Source organism: Streptosporangium jomthongense (assembly GCF_042650425.1).
GTDB lineage: Bacteria > Actinomycetota > Actinomycetes > Streptosporangiales > Streptosporangiaceae > Streptosporangium.
Map to the genome: position 1 here is coordinate 10,965 of NZ_JBHSBC010000001.1, position 15,702 is coordinate 26,666.

Consider the following 15,702-nt stretch of genomic DNA (forward strand, 5'->3'; position numbering starts at 1 on the left):
TTCACCCGCAGGCCGGACAGCGAGCCCTTCGACGAACAGGACGTCAACCTCGCCGAGGAACTGGCCGCCAGGACCGCGGTCTGCCTCGACAACGCCCGGCTCTACAACCGCGAACGCCGTACCGCGCTGACCCTGCAGAGCAGTCTGCTGCCCGCCGACCTCTACCAGCCGCTCGGTCTGACGATCGCCTCCCGCTACCTGCCCGCCAGCGACCTGGTCGGGGTCGGCGGCGACTGGTACGACGTGATCCCGCTGCCCGGCTGCCGGGTCGCCCTCGTCGTCGGCGACGTGATGGGGCACGGCATCAGGGCCGCCGCGACGATGGGCCAGCTGCGCACCGCCGCCCGTACGCTCGCCAGTCTCGACCTGTGCCCCTCCGAAGTGCTCTTCCGGCTCAACCGGATGAGCCAGGACCTGGACACCACCCAGATCGCGACCTGCCTCTACGCCACCTACGACCCGGTCACCCGGGCCTGCGCGATCTCCTGCGCCGGCCACGTCCCACCCGTCCTCGTACGGCCGGGCGGCGAGACCGAGCTGCTCGAACTGCCCGCCGGTCTGCCCCTGGGCATCGGCAACGAGCCCTTCGAACGGCGTGAGCTGGTGCTGCCGCACGACTCGATCCTCGCCTTCTACACCGACGGCCTGGTCGAGAGCCGTGACCGGGACATCGACGAGGGCATCGGCATGCTGCGCGACCTGCTCACCGGCGGGCGTCACGATCTTGAGGAGCTCTGCGACCTCACGATCGGCGCGCAGCGTCCCGGGCACGAGCGCGACGACATCGCGCTCCTGCTCGCCAGGGTGCGCGAGCTGGACGAGGACGACGTCGTCGACCTCCTGTTGCCCCCCGACCCCCGCTCCGCGGGGCAGGCCCGTGCCTTCGTGCGCGCCACCCTCGCCGAGTGGCGGCTTGAGGCGATCGTCGACAACGTCGAGCTCATGGTCAGCGAGCTGGTCGCCAACGCCGTCGAGCACGGTTCGGGAAGCGTCGGACTGCGCATGCTGCGCGGCCCGACGCTGGTGTGCGAGGTGAGCGACCGCTCCACCGTGCTGCCGTCGATGCGGGACGCGGGCAGTGACGACGACACCGGCCGCGGCCTCCACCTCGTCAACTGGCTCGCCCACCGCTGGGGCTCCCGGACGACCGCCAAGGGGAAGGTCGTCTGGGTCGAGCAGCGCCTGCCGTAGGTCAGGACAGGGCTTTTCTCCTGAGGGAGGGCATGCGCCCGGCCAGCCTGAGCGCGCCCCTGAAGGCCACCCTGGCCAGGCGGCTGTCGTCGACGAACTGCCTGGCGGCCCTGAGCGACCTGCGCACGGCGGCGAAGCCGTACTCGCGCATCTCGGTCTCGTAGCCGGCGATGGCCGTGACGGGGTCCGTTCCGTCGCGCAGGGCGCGGGTGAGCAGGCAGGCGTCACGCAGGGCGGCGTTCGCCCCGATCCCCCGCATCGGGGTCATGCTGTGCACCGCGTCGCCGAGCAGGGTGATGTTCGTCGCGGGCCAGGGATCGACGGGGACCGCGGTGCGGATCGGCAGCAGGGAGACGCTCTCGGGTGCCGAGGCGGTGACCAGCCTTCGCAGGTCGGGGTGCCAGGTGGCGACCAGCCCGGCGACGGTGTCCCTGAGTTCCTGACCGTTCATGCCGGACAGTCCGGTGGGGAGGCGTCCCGCCGAGGCGCCGAAGACCCACATGACGTAGTCGCCCGCTCCGTCGCCTCCGGCGTCCCGCTGTCCGAACTCCTGCGGCGCGGTGAACATGCCGCACCCCCTCGGCGGGATGATCATGTTGGGGCCCCGCCACAGCCGGGGGGCGACCTGGGCGCGTGTCTCGCCGGTGAGCGGGAACCTGCCCGCGACCGTGAGGATGCCGGTGTCGATCCGCCGGGCGTGCGGGAGGTACTGCTTTCTGACCCGGGAGTTGCCCCCGTCCGCGGCGACCACGACGTCCGCGTTCTCGGTGGTCCCGTCGGCGAAGTGCAGGGTCACGGTCCCGTCCGGTTCCCGGGTGTAGCGCTCGTAGGTCCTGTCGAACCGTACGACGTCGGACAGGCCGGTCAGCAGCAGCTCCCTGAGCGTGACCCGGCTGATGGAGTGGTGGTTGTCCAGCGGGTCCGGCCCGCGCGGGGTCTCCATCACCATCAGGGGGTTCATCCTCTCGGTGAGGAAGCCGAAGTCCCGCCCGCTCCCTGAGGCCGACGCCAGGAACGTCTCCCATAACTCCGGAGGCAGACACTCGTTGAGCGCGCGGGCCCCCGTCGGGTCGATGTGGATGCGGTAACCCTGGAGCCGGTCGCCGGGAGTGCGGTCACGCTCGTAGACCGTCACCTCCACGCCCGCCCGGCGCAGCCCCTGCGCCAGGCACAGCCCCCCGAGGCCGCCACCGATGATCGCCACTCGCGAGTTCGTCATACCTCACTATCGGCCATCGTGAGGCTCGTCGAGCGAGTCCGTCACACCCCGGTGTCATGCCCGACAAGCGCGATGACTACTGGCCTCCCAGGAGTTACGGTCGAAATGAGGAGCTGGGAGGGCATGATGATCACCGACGTACGCGAGGCCTACCGCCGCGCGCTGGACGACTTCGGCGCTCTCGTTCACAGGATCACCCCGGAGCAGTGGCACAACCGGACACCCTGTGTCGACTGGGACGTGCGGGATCTGGTCGAACATGTGGTGGGCGAGAACCTGTGGGCTCCGGAACTGCTCGGCGGGCGGACCGCCGCCGAGGTCGGGGACGACTTCGACGGCGACCTGCTCGGCGACGACCCGTTGAAGGCGTTCGACACCTCCGCCACCGCCGCCGTGCAGGCCGCCTACGGGGAGGGGGCGCTGACCCGTCTGGCCAGACTCTCCTTCGGGGACGTGCCCGGCGGGGAGTACGTCACCGAGTTGTTCGCCGACGTCCTGATCCACACCTGGGACCTGGCCAGGGCGATCGGCGCCGACGAACGGCTCGATCCCGAGCTGGTCGAGGCCTGCGCGGCGTGGGTCGCGGGCGCCGAGGCCGGTTACCGGCAGGCGGGGGTCATCGGGGCGCAGCAGCCGATCGCCTCCGGCACCGACGCCCAGACCCGGCTGCTCGCCTCCTGGGGACGACGCGGCTAACGCGACGTCGGGCGTCTTCCGTGGTTGGCCTTGTTCCGTTTGCGGGCCCGGTTCTTACGCGCTCGTTTGCCCACGCGGCCTCCTTCCGTGAACCCCGCCGGGTGCGGGATCCGCCTCTTACGTTCCTCCCGGGGCACCCGCCGTACAAGAGGGCGGATCTAGGCTGCCTCGCATGAGCGAGAAGCTGATGGAGCGCTGGCGCCTCCTGGCCGGAACCGAGGCCGACCGGCTCGGCGCGGACCTGCTGTCCCGGTACGGCGAGCCACACCGCAAATACCACACGACCGCACATCTGACGGCCGTACTCGACCACGTCGACGCGCTCGCCGGCAGTGCCGCCGACCCGGACCTGGTACGGCTCGCGGCCTGGTTCCACGACGCCGTCTACGACCCCCGGCGCAGCGACAACGAGGAGCGCAGCGCCAGGCTCGCCGAGCGGGCGCTGCCCGAGCTCGGGATGTCACCGGAGGCTGTCGGGACGGTCGCGCGGCTGGTCAGGCTCACGATCACACACGCCCCCGAGCCAGGGGACGCCGACGGGGCCGTGCTGTGCGACGCCGACCTGGCGATCCTCGCCTCCTCTCCTCAGGAGTACGCCGTCTACGCGGCGGCGGTGCGGGAGGAGTACTTCTTCGTCCCCGACGAGCTCTTCAGGCAGGGCAGGGCCGCGGTGCTGCGCTCGCTGCTCGACCTTCCCGTGATCTTCCACGTCGCGGACCTTGAGACGCGGGCGCGGGCCAACATCCATGCCGAGCTTGAGCGACTGTGAGCACTTAACCCCCATAATCCAACATTCACTCCTGTGAGTCTGTGGTAATTTGCTGGAGTCTGGTGGATTAAGGAGGGATCGATGCTCGCCCAGCAGCGGCAGCAGGTGATTCTCGAACGGGTGCGCGGCAGTGGCGGGGTCAGGGTCGCCGACCTGGTCCGCGAGTTCGGTGTCTCCGACATGACGATCCGCAGGGACCTTGAGGCGCTGGCGGAGCGCGGTCTCGTGGAGAAGGTCCACGGTGGGGCGACGGCCACGGGACCCGGCTCGACCGAGGAGCCCGGGTTCACCGCCAAGTCCGCGCGTCAGCAGTCGGAGAAGGAGGCGATCGCCAGGCACGCCGCCGGGCTCGTCAGGCCGGGCACGGCGATAGCGCTCTCCGCGGGTACCACCACCTGGACGCTCGCCCACTTCGTGATCGACGTGCCAGAGCTGACGGTGATCACCAACTCGATCCGGATCGCCGAGGTCTTCCACCGCGCACCGCGCGCCGACCGCACCGTGGTGCTGACCGGCGGGGTGCGCACCCCCTCGGACGCGCTGGTCGGCCCGGTGGCCGTCGCGGCCATCAGAGGGCTGCACGTGGACACCCTGTTCCTCGGCGTGCACGGGATGAGCGCCCGCGCCGGGTTCACCACCCCCAACCTGCTCGAAGCGGAGACGGACCGGGCGCTCGTGGCCTCGGCGCACCGCCTGGTCGTGCCCGCCGACCACACCAAGTGGGGGACGGTCGGGATCAGCACGATCGCCGAGCTGTCCGAGGCCCACGTCCTGATCACGGACTCCGGGCTCGGGCGGGAGGCCCGCGAGGAACTCGCCGCCAGGGTCGGTGAGCTGGTCGTCGCCGGTGACGGGACCCGCGACCGATGAGGCGCACCGCGACCCACCTGGCCGACGGCCGCGAGCTGTTCTACTTCGACCTGCGGGACGACGCGGAGCGCGGCGCGGTCGACACGCGCGACCTGCCGCCCAGGCCCGCCGCCTCCGAGCTGCGCTACGACCCGCTCACCGAGGAGTGGGTCGCGGTCGCCGGGCACCGGCAGGGCCGTACGTTCCTGCCGCCCGCCGACGAGTGCCCGCTGTGCCCGTCGGCGCCCGGCCGTCCGACCGAGATCCCCTCCCCCACCTACGACGTGGCCGTCTTCGAGAACCGCTTCCCGTCCTTCTCCACCAACCTGGGCGCCTACCCGCAGGTCGGCGGCCTGAGTGAGGTACGGCCCGGCGTCGGCAGGTGCGAGGTCGTCTGCTTCACCTCCGAGCACGACTCCTCCTTCTCCATGCTTTCTCCCGAGCGGGTCGAGCTGGTGATGGAGGCGTGGATCGACCGCACCGTCGCGCTCTCCGCGATGCCCGGGGTCGAGCAGGTGTTCTGCTTCGAGAACCGCGGCCCGGAGATCGGCATCACCCTGCCCCATCCGCACGGCCAGATCTACGCCTATCCCTACGTGACCCCGCGTACCCGGACCCTGCTCGGCGCGGCGCGGCGGCACAGGGAGCGCACCGGTGGCGACCTCTTCGCCGACGTGCTCGCGGCCGAACGGGAGGCCGCCGAGCGTGTGGTCGCGGCCAACGAGCACTGGACGGCGTTCGTGCCCGCCGCGGCCCGCTGGCCGGTCGAGGTCCATCTCTACCCGCACCGCGGGGTTCCCGGCCTCGACGGACTCGACCCCGCCGAGCGCGCGGCGTTCGGACCGCTCTACACCGAGGTGCTGCGCCGCCTGGACGGGCTGTTCGGGGTGCCCATGCCGTACGTCTCGGCCTGGCACCAGGCACCGGTGCGGGTGGGCAGGGACCTGGCGTACACGCATCTTGAGCTGTTCAGCATCCGCCGGGCGCCGGACAAGCTCAAGTATCTCGCCGGGTCCGAGTCGGCCATGGGGGCCTTCGTGAACGACATTCCGCCTGAGGAGACAGCTCGGCGCCTGCGCGCCGTTATCACGGAATGATCACCGATCGGTCTCGACTCGGGGTCGCGCGGTCACCTTTTTACCATTACTATCCTCACGCATCGGACAAACAGCACGATATGCCTAATCTCAGGTGCCTCACCTGAGAGCCGGGGACCCATGCATCTGGGGTGAACCACTTCGGTGGAAGGGCTTCCTCCAGCCCGAACCCGTCAGCTAACCCGGTCGGCGTGAGGAGAGGAGAGCTGTGACGGCTCTGTCCCCCGCTTTCCATCGACGTACGGCCGCCGCCTGCCTGGCCTCGGCCCTCACCTTCGCCTTCGCCCTGGGCGGCACGGGAACGGCGGGCGCCGCGCCTAAGCCCGACGAGTCCCGGCTCCGCGCCGAACTGACCCAGCTCAACAAGAAAGTCGACCGGCTCATCGAGGCGTACGCCGCCAAACGGGAGTCGTTGAAGAAGGCGCAGGAGGCGGAGAAGGTCGCGCAGGCCGACCTGCGCCAGGCGGAAGCGGCCTACGCCGAGGCGGGCAGGGAGGTCGCCTCCATCGTCCAGATCCGTTACCAGAACGGCCCCCTCGACCTTCCCTCGATCCTGTCGGCCCCCGAGGTGGGCGGCGCGGCCGTCATGGAACAGCTGACCGCCCAGCAGATCGCCCAGCTGCAGGGCTTCGCCCGGAGCCGGGACCTCATGAAACAGGCCGCGGACAGGACGGCCCAGCTCTCCAGGCAGATCGAGCAGGAGGCCAAGACGGTGCAGGTTCAGCGTGAGGACGCGGAGAAGGTCGTCCGCGTGATCGAGGACAAGCTCGAACAGCTCGTTCCCACAGGCTCGGGGCGCCGCTCCGACGGCAGCTGGGCACCCCAGCTGCCCACCGGGTCCGACAACATCACCGACCGCACGCGGATCATGCGCGAGGCCGTCGGACAGGCCTTCCAGCTACCCCACGAGGTGGGCTGCTACCGATCGGCGAACGACGGGGGCGAGCACCCCCTCGGCCGGGCCTGCGACTTCATGATGAGCACCGGCGGGTCCATGCCCACCGCGGCCAACGTCAAGCTCGGCGACGAGCTCGCCGCCTGGGCGCTGAAGAACAGGGACAGGCTCGGCGTCAAATACGTCATCTGGCGTCAGCGCATCAACACCGGTTCCGGCTGGCGTGCCATGTCCAACCGGGGCGGTGTGACCGCCAACCACTACGACCACGTGCACATCTCGATGTACTAGAGAAGATCGGACCCCGCGGCGGTGCGCTCGATCGAGCCGGCCACCTTGGACCTGGTCGAGTGGATCCGAGCCACCGGCTGGACCGCGCCCACAAACGTGGCTGGTTCCTGAGCCTCCGGCCGCCATCGTGCCCACGGTCTCGGCGCTCTGGGCGCGGCAACGCATCCGCCAACGGTTGAAGTGGTCACGAAGCTCCCGAGGCGATCTGGGGCCGACACCGGCACACTGGTCGTCGAGAGGCCGCCGGTCGACGGCGAGGTAAAGATCCACGTCCAGGAGGCCCCGGGGCGGCCTCAGGTTCTGCCCGCGCTCGTCTTCCCAGCACAGCCGGGCGCCCAGGTCGAGCGCCGCCCTCTATCGCCGGCCACTCCTCGACGACCCACGAGGTGATCACCCCCCTCGCCGCGCTCAACAGCCCGCTGCGCAGGGATCTGCGGACTCCAGCCCAGGCGGTGCAGAAGACACGACACCCCACGCAAGGTGTGGCGGACGTGAAACAACACCGCGATCAGGTCGGTGATTCAGGCCGGCGTCCAACGCTGGTCCTCCACATATCCGTGCGCGGCCGGACCACGCTCCAACCCGGCCCGCAGCCGCTGCAGGCGCCGCTCGTCCAGCCGGCACCTCTCCCCGCCCGGCCCCTTGGAGGCCAACGCCTCCATGCCACCGCCCTGCCAGATGTGATTTCACCGACCAGCATTCACACAGTCAGAAAAAGACTCTCCGCCACTACCGATCGCCCTGCTCATCCGGGCTTCGATGAAGGCGCCGGCCTCGTGCTTCCCGTACGCCGGCCGGGTCGCGAGACGGCGGTGGGCGCAAAACCGTTTGCCCTCGCGTGGCGGGCTCAGGGAACGTGGTGTTCATGGCGCCGTGTCCATGACGCTCTGACGGACAGCGCCCCGCCACTCCGAGACGCCACGGCGTCAACGCGCCCCGCGGCGCTGTCAGCCTGCCCCTTTAAGGGAAGAGAGCCTTTTGTCGCAACAACGCCCCCCTCTGCCGTCCACGGCCGCAGGCCCGGCCACCGTCGCCGTGTTCGCCTCCCCCGAGAGCTGGATCGAGTCCGACGCCCTCACGCAGTGCCACCAGGTGGCCGCCCTCGACGGCATGACGCACGTCGCCGCCATGCCGGACCTGCACCCCGGCAAGGGCGCCCCCATCGGCGCCGCCATGGCGTCGACCGTGCTGTACCCGTTCCTGGTGGGCTCCGACATCGGCTGCGGCATCGCCGTGTTCCCCATGAAGCTCAAGCGCGCCGTGCCCGAGAAGCTCGCCGCCCGCTTCCCCGACCTCGATCGCGCACTGGACCCCGAGCAGGACGCCGACGATCCGGCCTGGGCCGTCGTGGAGGGCGACATCCCCGCCGGTCACGTCGAGGGCCTCGGGACGGTCGGCCGGGGCAACCATTTCGTCGAGCTGGCCCGGATCGGGACCGTCTTCGACCCGGGCCACGCGAGCCGTCTCGGGCTCGCCGCGGGCGACCTCGTCCTCGTCGTCCACAGCGGTTCCCGGGGGCTGGGCGAACGGATCCTGCGGGAGCACACCGCGGTCCACGGCGCGGGCCCCGCCCCTGATCCCGGCGCCTACCTGGCGATGCACGACGACGCCGTACGCTGGGGATCGCTCAACCGGCGGTTGCTGGCGGCCCGGGTCGCCCACGCTCTGGGGGCCGAGCCCGCCGAGCCGTTCCTCGACCAGTGCCACAACCTGGTCGAGGTCCGCGACGGGGTCTACCTGCACCGCAAGGGGGCGGCACCGGGTGACGGCCGTGACGTGCTCATCGCCGGGACGCGAGGCACCCCCTCCTATCTCGTGGCCGCCCACGCCGGGCCGGACGCCAACCATTCCGTCGCGCACGGCGCGGGACGCAAGATGTCGCGTGCGGACGCCCTGCGCCGGGGCCGGGCCAAGCACACGGTCGAGGAGCTGCGCCGCACGCCGGTGGGCTCGCTGGTGGTGTGCGGAGACCGTCAGCTCCTCTTCGAGGAGGCGCCGACGGCTTACAAGCGCATCGAGCAGGTGATCGCCGACCTCGTCGGCCACGGCCTGGCCACGCCTGTGGCCACCACGGTCCCCCTGGTCACCTACAAGACACCCGACCTCGGGTCCGCGCCCCAGCGGGACCAGCGCCGCAGGCGAGGCCGGCGGTGAGGCCGAGGTGAGCGTCCACCTGCTCCTGTCGGCCGGACGTGGCCCGCAGGAATGCGCCTGGGCCCTGGCCCGGCTGCTGCGCCGCCTGGAAGTCGACGCCGCCCGGCAGAACCTGGAGACCCGCCGGGTCCAGGTCGTTCCCGGCGACCGGCCCGACACCTACCGATCGGTCCTGATCCAGATGTCGGGAGCCGGTGCCGAGGCGTTCGCCGCCTCATGGACCGGAACCCTGTGCTGGCAGGCCGCCAGCCCGTACCGCACCGGCACGGGCCGGAAGAACTGGTACGTCATCGCCCAGCCGTGCCAGGTCGACGCCCCGCGCACGACGTTCACCGAGGCGGACGTCGACGTCGTCGCCTGCCGTACCGGCGGCCCCGGCGGTCAGCATCGGAACAAGGCAAGCACGGCGGTACGGGCGACCCACCGGCCCTCGGGGATCGTCGTCGTGGTCGACACCGAACGGCAGTTCAGCCTCAACCGCCGCATCGCCATGCGGCTGTTGCGGCAGCGCATCGAGGACGGAGACGAGACGGCGGAGCGTGCCGTCACCACCGCCCGCTGGCACGTCCACGACGAGCTCGTACGCGGCGACCCCGTCCGTGTCGAACGTCCGGAGACGCCGGAGCGGAAACCGGCCCGCCGACGGCCGTGACGGCCTGCCCGAGGTCAGCCCACGGCCGTCTCCGCGATGGCCTCCGCGATGAGCCGGTCGAGATGTGTCAGGTCCGGCGGGTGGGCCACGCTCTCCTCCGCGAAACGGGTGAGCAGCCTGGCGAAGACCTCCCGGTCTCCCTCGTCCCAGTCGGCGATCAGGCTGTCCACATAGGCTCGCCTGGAGGCGACGACCACCTCAAGCACCCGGCGGCCTCGCGGGCTCAGCCGCAGCCTGGCCCGTCTGGCGTCCACCTCGGACTCCTCACGCTCGACGAACCCGGCACCGACCGCGTCGTTGACCAGCCTGCTCGCGGTGGAGGGGTCGACGTCGAGCTGTTCGGCGACGGCCCCTACCGTCACCTCGGGAACGCTCAGGTTCAGTTTGTGCACGGCGTGCACGACCATCACGTTCGACATCTGCACCGCCCGGTGCTGATCGGCGGCCCGGCGCGGACGCAGCGGCCGCGCCCAGATCCTGCGCAGCCTGAACAGCGCCACGTCGATCGCCGCTCCCGGCGTTACGTCCCTCACGACGCAACCTTACCGGTGCGCACGACCGGTTCCCGGAAGGATTCAGCCGGCCAGACGGACCGGGTTGACCAGGTCGGCGTACATCAGCAGACCGGCCATGACGACCATCACGAAGGCGATCGCATAGGTCAGCGGAAGCGCCTTGGCGATGTCCACGTGCCCGGGCGTGGGACGGCGGGTCACCCGCGCGAAGGCCCGCTTGAGGCCCTCCCACAGACCGCCCGCGATGTGCCCGCCGTCAAGCGGGAGCAGCGGGATGAGGTTGAACAGGCCGATCGCCAGGTTGAAGCCCGCCAGCAGGTTGATGAAGGTGGCGACCTTGTTCTCCAGCGGGGCGGAGGAGGCGGCGATCTCACCGCCGATACGGCCCGCCCCGATGATGCCGATCGGGCCGTTCTTGTCGCGCTCCTCACCGGAGAAGGCGGCGTTCCACACACCGACCATCTTCTCGGGGAAGCGCATCAGCGAGCCCGCGGTCGCCGCGGTGAGGTTCCACATCTGGGTGGTCACCGAGCCGATGCCCTGCCGTTCGATGACCGTCGTGGGACTGACACCGAGGTAGCCGACCCCCTTCTCGATCTTCCCCGGCACGTCCAGCGACTCGCGGTCCTGGGCGATGAGGGTGGCGTTCAGCGTGACCGCCTGCCCGCCCCGCGTGATGCCGATCGCGACCGGTCCTGCGCCGTGCCCCCGGATGGCCCGGGTCGCCTCCTCCCAGGTCGGGGTCGACTTGCCCGCCACGGAGACGATGACGTCGCCGGGCCGCAACCCGGCCGCCGCGGCGGGACTCGCCGGGTCGGCGGAGGTGCACTTGGGGTTCTTGGTGTACTCGGCGGTGGTCTTGACGCACTCGGGGACCGCGTCGACCCGGTTCGTCAGGACGCCGACGCCGAAGCCCATCAGCACGACCGCGAACAGCACGAAGGCCAGCACGAAGTTCATCGCGGGACCACCCGCCATGACGATGACCTTCTGCCACCACGGCTTGCGGTAGAAGACCCGGTTCTCGTCGCCCGGCTTGACCTCTTCGAGAGCCACGTCACGGGCGTTCTCGATCAGGGCGCGCCACGGGCCGGTCGAGACCGCGCGCAGCTTGTTCGGGTCGTCGGCGGGCCTCGGCGGAAGCATGCCGATCATCCGGATGTAGCCACCGAGAGGGATCCACTTGACGCCGTACTCGGTCTCGCCCCTGCGCCGTGACCACATCGTCGGGCCGAAGCCGACCATGTACTGGGTGACCTTGACCCCGAACAGCTTGGCCGGGACCAGGTGGCCCACCTCGTGCAGCGCGATCGACGCCATCAGTCCGAAGAAGAAGACAGCGATCCCGAAGAGCCAGCTCACAGGTTCCTACCCCCCGGTCGCGGAGCCGCGGACAACGCCCCCTAAGAGATTAGCCGAATTATCGCGGTTCCAGGCGTCACGGGCGAACGTCCCCACGTTCCGCCCCTTGCGCGGGCCTTGCCGAGCGGAGAGACTTCGTTGACAGTGAGCGACCGCTCGGTGACCCAGCGAGAGAGCTGTCGAGGGGGCGAACGTGATCGGGATCCTGGTTGCCGAGCACCGGCCGGTGGTCCTCCGGGGCCTGGTGGCCTCACTGGAGGGCGAGGCGGGCATGAGGGTCGTCGCGGCGGTCGGCACGGGAGACGCGGTTCTGCCCGCGGTCCTCGAACACCGCCCCGAGACCGCCGTCGTCGATCTCGACCTGCCCGGCGCCGACGCCTTCGCCGTCACGCTCGATCTGCACGCGCGGGCCCCTGGCTGCGGGGTTCTGCTGGTCTCGCACCGCCCCAGGCCCGGCCAGGTCCGCCGGGCCTTCGCCGCGCACGCGCTCGGGCTCATGAGCCTGGGTGTCAGCCCGGAGCAGCTCGCCTCGGGGGTTCGCAGGGTCGCGGCCGGGCAGCGGGTCGTCGATCCCGAACTGGCCGTCGCCGCCCTGGAGATCGCGGAGAACCCGCTGACCCGCAGGGAGATGGACGTGCTCAGGCTGGCCGCTCTCGGAGCGCGGTCCAACGAGATCGCCGACCAGCTCTTCCTCTCCGTTGGAACGGTCCGTAACCATCTGTCGCGGATCATGTGCAAGACCCGGGCCCGCAGCAGGCTCGACGCCGTACGCATCGCCAGCGACTCAGGGTGGCTGTGAGCCCTCGCTCAGGGACGCCAGATGAGGATCAGCGCGCAGTCGTCGTTGTGCCCTGCCGACATGGAGGAGACCAGGCTGCGGGCCCCGCTGCGGAAGCCTGAGGGAAGCAGCCGTTCCGCCTCCCCGAGCAGGCGGTCCAGCCCCGCGTCGATGTCGCGTCCTGGCTGCTCGATCAGCCCGTCGGTGTAGAGCATGAGGGCGTCACCCTTGCGGAGCATCCCCCGGTCGGGCTCGCAGTGCAGGTCGGGGACGATGCCGAGGACCACGCCCTTGGCCGGGGAGACCCGCCAGGCGCCCGCCCCCGAGTCGAACTTGACCACCGGAGGGTGACCCGCCGAGGTGATGACGTACTCGCCGGTGGCGAGGTTGAGCCGTACGTGCACGGCCGTGACGAAACCCTCGGCCTCGCGTTGACGGTGCAGGTAGGTGTTGCACGAGCCCAGGAAGTCGGAGACGGAGCCGAGCAGACCGCCGAAGGTCCCGGAGAGCATCAGCGCCCTGGTCCCGGCGTCGACCCCCTTGCCCGAGACGTCCACCAGGGCGAGTTCGACCGTGTCGCCCTCGCGCATGGAGACCAGGAAGTCACCTCCGAAGGAGGAGCCACCCGCCTGGGTGAGCACGACCCGTGAGTCCCATCCCTTGGGCAGCCTGGGCAGCTCACTCTGGCGTTTGAGCCGGTCGCGTAGTTCGAGCAGCATCGCGTCACCGCGCAGCCCCTGCACGCCGAGCTTGCCCCTGGTGCGGGCCATCAGCGTGGCCAGCACACCGGTGAAGCCGAAGGTGGCCATCAGACCGGGGCCGATGTGTCTGAAGCCGAGGGCGATCCCCACGTAGAGCAGGCAGGCGGCGACCGCGCACAGCAGCTTGACCAGGCTGCGGAGCCTGAGCTGCAGGCCGCCGACGAGGGTGATCGGGATCATGAGCGCGGGTGAGAACCACTCCGCGGAGACCCTGGCCGCCAGGCCACCGAGCACCAGGGTGAGCACGGTCAGCGTGACGAGCAGGTTACGGTCACGGGCCAGCGGCCCGCGGCGCAGAAGCCGTACGAGAGGGACCAGAAAGGGCACCCTCACCAGGAACGCACGGAGCGCCGGAGGTATCAGCGGCACCGGACGGGAACTCATGATGCGCTCGACTGTATCGGCCCACACCCCGTTTGGGCAGCCCACTTGACCAATGCCTTGATCATTAAGGACGGATATTGAATGGCCGGGAGGGTTTGTCCGCCATACCGTAGGACAAATGAGCCTTAACCTGCGTCCCCTGACCGAAAACGATTACCCGGCGTGGATCCGGACCGACGAAGAGGCCTTCGGCAACCCCATCCCCCCGCACCGGCGTGAGCTGTTCAAGGAACTGATCGACTTCGACCGGTCGCTCGGCGCCTTCGACGGCGAGGAGCTCGTCGGCGCCACCTGCATCTGCGGTTTCACGATGACGGTGCCCGGCGGGCCGGTCCTGGTCGCGGGTATCACCGCTGTCGCCGTACTGCCCTCGCACCGCCGCAGGGGCGTCCTGTCCGGCCTGATGACCCGCCAGCTCGGCGCGCTCCGCGAGCAGGGCGAGGCGATCGCCGCCCTGTACGCCTCCGAGGCCGCGATCTACGGACGTTTCGGGTACGGCAGGGCCTCGGACAACCTCGCCTTCGACATCCCCACCCACGGCTCGGCCTTCGTCAGGCACGCCCCGGTCGATCCCTCGCTGCGGCTGCGCGTCGTCGACCCCGTGGCGGCCAGGAGCGTCTTCGAGAAGGTCTTCGAGGCCCAGCTCGACAGCCGTCCCGGGCTCTACGCCCGCACACCGGCCCGCTGGGACACGTTCCTGTCGGACCAGGAGAGCGACCAGGGCGGCGCCGGCCCGCTGCGCGCCGTGGTCGTCGAGGACGACGAGGGCCCCCGTGGCTACGCGATCTTCCGGATCAAGCTGGCCTTCACCACCCATGACGTGCCGGACGGCGAGCTGCGGCTCAAGGAACTGGTCGGCCTCGACCCGGCCGCCTACGCCCTGCTCTGGCGGCACGTTCTCGACCGTGACCTGGTCTCCCGGGTCAGGACGGCCCAGCGTCCCCCGGACGACCCGCTGATCCACCTGCTGGCCGAGCCCCGCCACCTCAACGCGGCGTGGATGGACGAGCTGTGGGTCCGTCTCGTGGACGTCGAGCGGGCGCTCCCCCTGCGGCGTTACTCGGCGCCCGTGGACGTGGTGATCGAGGTCGAGGACACGGTCTGCCCGTGGAACGCGCGCCGCTGGCGGCTGTCGGCCGACACTCGGCAGGCCCGATGCGTTCCCGCTGACGACGCCGAGGCCGACGTGGTCCTGCCGGTCTCCGTACTGGGCGCGGCCTATCTGGGCGGGCGTCCGCTGGCGGCGGTGCAGGCCGCCGGGGTGGTGCGCGAGCTGCGGGAGGGAGCGGTCAGGCAGCTGTCGGCCGCGATGTCGTGGGACCCGGCTCCCTGGTGCGGACTGATCTTCTGAGCCTCCCCCTGCGTCGCGACGCGGGTTAGGGTGAGGCATGGCACTGCAGAGCTTGCAGATCAACGCGACCGTCGCCATGCGGGCCAGGGACGTCTCCCGGCCGACGCGTGAGCAGCAGGAGGCCGCCGACAGACGGCCCCTGCGGGATGAGACACAGCGCGGACAGGCTTCCGCACGCCGCCGGGCCTCCACGTCGAGGCCCGGGGAGGAACGTCAGGGCAGCGGCGGAAGCTGACCGATCGTCTCGTAGGACGTCAGCTGGGCGATCCTGCGGTTGTGCCGCTCCTGACCCGAGTAGGGGGTGGTGAGGAACAGCTCGACGAAGCCGACCGCCTCCTCCTGCGTGTGCATCCGGGCGCCGACGCTGATCACGTTGGCGTTGTTGTGCTCGCGGGCGAGCTTGGCCGTGTCCTCGCTCCAGGCCAGGGCCGCGCGGATGCCGCGCACCTTGTTCGCCGCGATCTGCTCGCCGTTGCCCGAGCCGCCGATGACGATTCCCAGGCTGCCCGAGTCGTCGGCGACGCCCTGCGCCGCGCGCAGCACGAACACGGGATAGTCGTCCTCGGCGTCGTAGACGAACGGCCCGCAGTCCGTCACGTCGTGGCCGTGCTCCTTGAGCCAGGAGACGAGATGGTTCTTGAGGTCATAGCCGGCATGGTCGGCACCGATGTAGACACGCACAGGCCCAGTTTCGCAGGTACGGCTGGCCGCCTCGACCCCCACCCCGGATAAGGTAAC

At 70.5% G+C, this 15,702-nt stretch carries 19 protein-coding genes and 1 riboswitch; of the genes, 11 read left to right on the plus strand and 8 right to left on the minus strand.

Annotated features, from left to right (window positions below):
• Window positions 1-1,191, plus strand: a 1,191-nt coding sequence (locus tag ACFOYY_RS00060; RefSeq protein ID WP_386186656.1) for an ATP-binding SpoIIE family protein phosphatase, incomplete at its 5' end; no start/stop codon positions are given.
• A 1-nt stretch (window position 1,192) separates the two neighbouring features.
• Here ACFOYY_RS00060 and ACFOYY_RS00065 read toward each other — a convergent pair.
• Entirely contained in the window at window positions 1,193-2,410 is a 1,218-nt protein-coding gene (locus ACFOYY_RS00065; RefSeq protein WP_386186658.1) for an FAD-dependent oxidoreductase, read from the minus strand.
• A 123-nt stretch (window positions 2,411-2,533) separates the two neighbouring features.
• On the opposite strand from ACFOYY_RS00065, the gene ACFOYY_RS00070 reads away from it, so the two are divergent.
• Window positions 2,534-3,106: a TIGR03086 family metal-binding protein gene (locus ACFOYY_RS00070; protein ID WP_386186660.1), complete on the plus strand. Its 573-nt coding sequence runs from the start codon at window positions 2,534-2,536 to the stop codon at window positions 3,104-3,106.
• Here the strand turns inward: ACFOYY_RS00070 and ACFOYY_RS00075 are convergent.
• The gene (locus ACFOYY_RS00075; protein WP_386187638.1) at window positions 3,103-3,180 is read right to left on the minus strand and encodes a 50S ribosomal protein bL37; all 78 of its coding nucleotides are present in this window, start codon (window positions 3,178-3,180) and stop codon (window positions 3,103-3,105) included. The two genes, ACFOYY_RS00070 and ACFOYY_RS00075, sit on opposite strands and share 4 nt — an antisense overlap.
• Window positions 3,181-3,278: 98 nt before the next feature.
• On the opposite strand from ACFOYY_RS00075, the gene ACFOYY_RS00080 reads away from it, so the two are divergent.
• The 4 genes from ACFOYY_RS00080 (at window position 3,279) to ACFOYY_RS00095 (ending at window position 7,007) form a co-directional block, all read left to right on the plus strand.
• Entirely contained in the window at window positions 3,279-3,875 is a 597-nt protein-coding gene (locus ACFOYY_RS00080; RefSeq protein ID WP_352010715.1) for an HD domain-containing protein, read from the plus strand.
• Between the two features lie 81 nt (window positions 3,876-3,956).
• Window positions 3,957-4,745, plus strand: a complete 789-nt coding sequence (locus ACFOYY_RS00085; RefSeq protein WP_386186662.1) for a DeoR/GlpR family DNA-binding transcription regulator — start codon at window positions 3,957-3,959, stop codon at window positions 4,743-4,745.
• On the plus strand, window positions 4,742-5,821 hold the full coding sequence (galT, locus tag ACFOYY_RS00090; protein WP_386186664.1) for a galactose-1-phosphate uridylyltransferase: 1,080 nt from the start codon (window positions 4,742-4,744) through the stop codon (window positions 5,819-5,821). The genes ACFOYY_RS00085 and galT overlap by 4 nt, the downstream gene beginning before the upstream one ends.
• 71 nt (window positions 5,822-5,892) lie before the next feature.
• Window positions 5,893-6,027: riboswitch (cyclic di-AMP (ydaO/yuaA leader) on the plus strand.
• 2 nt (window positions 6,028-6,029) lie between these two features.
• Window positions 6,030-7,007, plus strand: coding sequence for a coiled-coil domain-containing protein (locus tag ACFOYY_RS00095; protein ID WP_386186667.1), 978 nt, complete (start codon window positions 6,030-6,032; stop codon window positions 7,005-7,007).
• 293 nt (window positions 7,008-7,300) lie between these two features.
• On the opposite strand, the gene ACFOYY_RS00100 is transcribed toward ACFOYY_RS00095, so the two are convergent.
• Both ACFOYY_RS00100 and ACFOYY_RS00105 read right to left on the minus strand, forming a co-directional pair.
• A complete protein-coding gene (locus ACFOYY_RS00100) occupies window positions 7,301-7,528 on the minus strand; it encodes a helix-turn-helix domain-containing protein (RefSeq protein WP_386187641.1) in 228 nt (75 codons plus the stop codon).
• Window positions 7,529-7,669: a hypothetical protein gene (locus ACFOYY_RS00105; RefSeq protein ID WP_352010711.1), complete on the minus strand. Its 141-nt coding sequence runs from the start codon at window positions 7,667-7,669 to the stop codon at window positions 7,529-7,531.
• A 316-nt stretch (window positions 7,670-7,985) separates the two neighbouring features.
• Here ACFOYY_RS00105 and ACFOYY_RS00110 point away from each other — a divergent pair, with 316 nt between their 5' ends.
• Both ACFOYY_RS00110 and prfH read left to right on the plus strand, forming a co-directional pair.
• Window positions 7,986-9,161 carry an RNA ligase RtcB family protein gene (locus ACFOYY_RS00110; RefSeq protein WP_362908940.1) on the plus strand — a complete coding sequence of 392 codons (1,176 nt, stop codon included), beginning with the start codon at window positions 7,986-7,988 and terminating at the stop codon, window positions 9,159-9,161.
• Window positions 9,162-9,168: 7 nt separating this feature from the next.
• Window positions 9,169-9,813 carry a peptide chain release factor H gene (gene prfH, locus ACFOYY_RS00115; RefSeq protein WP_362908942.1) on the plus strand — a complete coding sequence of 215 codons (645 nt, stop codon included), beginning with the start codon at window positions 9,169-9,171 and terminating at the stop codon, window positions 9,811-9,813.
• 14 nt (window positions 9,814-9,827) lie between these two features.
• On the opposite strand, the gene ACFOYY_RS00120 is transcribed toward prfH, so the two are convergent.
• Both ACFOYY_RS00120 and ACFOYY_RS00125 read right to left on the minus strand, forming a co-directional pair.
• Window positions 9,828-10,346 (minus strand): MarR family winged helix-turn-helix transcriptional regulator, encoded by a 519-nt coding sequence (locus tag ACFOYY_RS00120; RefSeq protein WP_352010708.1) that lies wholly within the window; start codon window positions 10,344-10,346, stop codon window positions 9,828-9,830.
• 42 nt (window positions 10,347-10,388) lie between these two features.
• The gene (locus tag ACFOYY_RS00125) at window positions 10,389-11,690 is read right to left on the minus strand and encodes a M50 family metallopeptidase (RefSeq protein ID WP_386186671.1); all 1,302 of its coding nucleotides are present in this window, start codon (window positions 11,688-11,690) and stop codon (window positions 10,389-10,391) included.
• Between the two features lie 193 nt (window positions 11,691-11,883).
• Here ACFOYY_RS00125 and ACFOYY_RS00130 point away from each other — a divergent pair, with 193 nt between their 5' ends.
• Window positions 11,884-12,489 (plus strand): response regulator transcription factor, encoded by a 606-nt coding sequence (locus ACFOYY_RS00130; RefSeq protein WP_352010706.1) that lies wholly within the window; start codon window positions 11,884-11,886, stop codon window positions 12,487-12,489.
• Window positions 12,490-12,497: 8 nt separating this feature from the next.
• On the opposite strand, the gene ACFOYY_RS00135 is transcribed toward ACFOYY_RS00130, so the two are convergent.
• Window positions 12,498-13,613, minus strand: coding sequence for a PP2C family protein-serine/threonine phosphatase (locus ACFOYY_RS00135; RefSeq protein WP_352010705.1), 1,116 nt, complete (start codon window positions 13,611-13,613; stop codon window positions 12,498-12,500).
• Between the two features lie 118 nt (window positions 13,614-13,731).
• Here ACFOYY_RS00135 and ACFOYY_RS00140 point away from each other — a divergent pair, with 118 nt between their 5' ends.
• Together ACFOYY_RS00140 and ACFOYY_RS00145 are read left to right on the plus strand one after the other, a co-directional pair.
• Window positions 13,732-14,964 carry a GNAT family N-acetyltransferase gene (locus ACFOYY_RS00140; RefSeq protein ID WP_386186674.1) on the plus strand — a complete coding sequence of 411 codons (1,233 nt, stop codon included), beginning with the start codon at window positions 13,732-13,734 and terminating at the stop codon, window positions 14,962-14,964.
• Between the two features lie 37 nt (window positions 14,965-15,001).
• Window positions 15,002-15,199 carry a hypothetical protein gene (locus ACFOYY_RS00145; protein ID WP_352010703.1) on the plus strand — a complete coding sequence of 66 codons (198 nt, stop codon included), beginning with the start codon at window positions 15,002-15,004 and terminating at the stop codon, window positions 15,197-15,199.
• On the opposite strand, the gene ACFOYY_RS00150 is transcribed toward ACFOYY_RS00145, so the two are convergent.
• The gene (locus ACFOYY_RS00150) at window positions 15,178-15,645 is read right to left on the minus strand and encodes a ribose-5-phosphate isomerase (RefSeq protein ID WP_352010702.1); all 468 of its coding nucleotides are present in this window, start codon (window positions 15,643-15,645) and stop codon (window positions 15,178-15,180) included. The two genes, ACFOYY_RS00145 and ACFOYY_RS00150, sit on opposite strands and share 22 nt — an antisense overlap.
• Between the last annotated feature and the right edge of the window lie 57 nt (window positions 15,646-15,702).